Here is a 2,044-nt window from a genome sequence, read left to right as displayed (position 1 = left end):
CGACTCCAGCAGCCGCACCCCCGCCGTCGGCCACCCCGCCGCGGCCAACGCCGCGTCGTCGACCACCTCCCGCTTGACCCCACCGGAGACCACGAACGCCTTGCCCGACGTCGTCCGGTACACCGAGCTCATCACCGGCCCGGTCACGAACGCGTCGATCAACGGCTGCTCCCAGCGCACCAACGACGCGCACGACGCCCCGAAATCGGCCACCTGCGCACACGAGGTCAGCTGCAGCTTGATCCCGGCATCGATGAAGAACACCCCACCACCCGGCGACAGCACGACACGGCCCTGCCGGGGCCCCTCGGTGAACTGGGCCAGGTAGGACGACGCCACGTAGCCGACCGGCCCCAGGGGACCGAGCGCCTCGAGCGTCGCCAGGTCGGCGATCGGGTACTTCATGGTCCCCGAGACCACGTAGACGGTCGAGTTCTCCGGGGTGCGCAGCAGGGTGCGCCCGGCCGTGCCCACCAGCGAGCTGACGTTGGTGCGGATGTCGCCGAGCCGCGCGTACCCGTACTGGCCCGGGCACGCCGTGGCGCCGACGTCGCGGTGGCCGAAGATCGTGGGCAGCGTGACGCGCACCCCGGCGGCGTAGCGGGCGGTCCCCCCACCACCGGAGGTGAGGACGGTCGTGCCCCGGGGATCGACGCGGTAGAGGCCGAACTTCCAGGCGATGATCTCCGAGACGGAGTTGATCGTGGCCTGGGGCACCGGCGCGACGTCGTAGTTGCCGAGCATCGAGACGCCGAAGGTGAAGGTGTTGAACCCGCCGGCGTGCGCGCCGACGACGGTGGAGGTGAGACCACCGAAGCGGCCCTCGAAGATGCGGCCGAACTTGTCGACGATCACGTTGTAGCCGATGTCGCCCCAGCCACGCGTCTGCGTGTGGTAGGCGTACATCGAGCGCATGATCGCCGGCACCTGCTCGGCGGTGTAGTTGTTGCTGTCGGCGGTGTGGTGCACCGTCGCGGCCTTGATCGTCGACGGGTACTCGGGGTCCCAGAACCGGATCGACTCGTCGGCCCCCCACTCCGCGCGGGTGTACACCCGCGGCATGCCGTCGGCGGCGTGCGCGCTGTCGGACGGCGTGGCCGTGGCGTCGAGGGCGTCCGCGGGGCTGCTGCCCGGGTCGAGCAGCGCGACGCGGACGTCCCGCGGCGCGGCGCCGTCCGCGCCCTGCACGATCACCTCGATGCCGCGGGCGGGGCCGGTCCAGTAGGGGGCCGTGCCGTCCCGGACGTCGTGGTCGGCGGTGACGGCCGAGACCCGCTGGGTGACGTCGTCGCGCTCGAGCGTGGTCCACCCGCCCCAGCGCCCGTCGGTGCCCTTCACCCGGATCTGGGCGCGGACGTCGACGACGTCGGGGTCCTGCTCCCAGGTGACGCCCACGCTGGAGAACTCGTCGGTGTCGGGGCGGCTGAGGGAGAGCGCCGGCACGCCGGGCAGCTCCTGGCCCGACACCGGGACGTCGTCGGTACCCGCACCCCCGGCACCGGCAGCGTCGGTACCGGCCGTGCCGGTGGCTGCCGATGAGGTGGGTGCGGCCGCGCCCGACGACGGCGGCTCGGACGGCGCCGGGTCCTCGCCGGTGCTGACCACCGCCTCGGGGGCCGGGGAGTCGACGGAGCCCAGCTCGACCTCGTCGATCGAGGTGGGGATCGGCTCCGCCTCCGGCCCCGCGACCACCGTGATCACGATCAGGGTCGCGGTGAGGACGAGGAAGGCGACGAGGCCCGCTAGCACGCGGCGCACGAGAGGTCCTCCGGGGAAGCTCGGCGGAGGTCCACGACTCAACGCAGACCGGTACACCTCATGGGACCAGCACTCTCCGCGAGCCGGGAGTGACATCTTGTGACGAAACCGTGGCCGTCGTTTCGGCGGGCCGCGTGGAGGACCGGCTCGGGTCCTCCCGCGGCGGGGTGGGTCAGCGGGGTGGGCCGGTGGGGATCAGCGACAGCGCGTAGGCCGAGGCCGCGATCGTGTTGCTCGCGGTGCCGCCCAGCGCCAGGTAGTCGTTCCAGGACCGGATCAGCCGCTT

At 72.6% G+C, this 2,044-nt stretch carries 1 protein-coding gene; it reads right to left on the bottom strand.

The features are described from left to right. The coding region (locus ACI78S_RS25070; RefSeq protein WP_456977706.1) for an N-acetylmuramoyl-L-alanine amidase at positions 1-1,758 on the bottom strand (1,758 nt) is incomplete at its 3' end. Positions 1,759-2,044: the final 286 nt, after the last annotated feature.

This window comes from Geodermatophilus sp. SYSU D00815 (genome assembly GCF_054050035.1).
The sequence above is the reverse complement of the archived record's forward strand: the minus strand, read 5'-3'. Positions and strand labels throughout refer to the sequence as shown.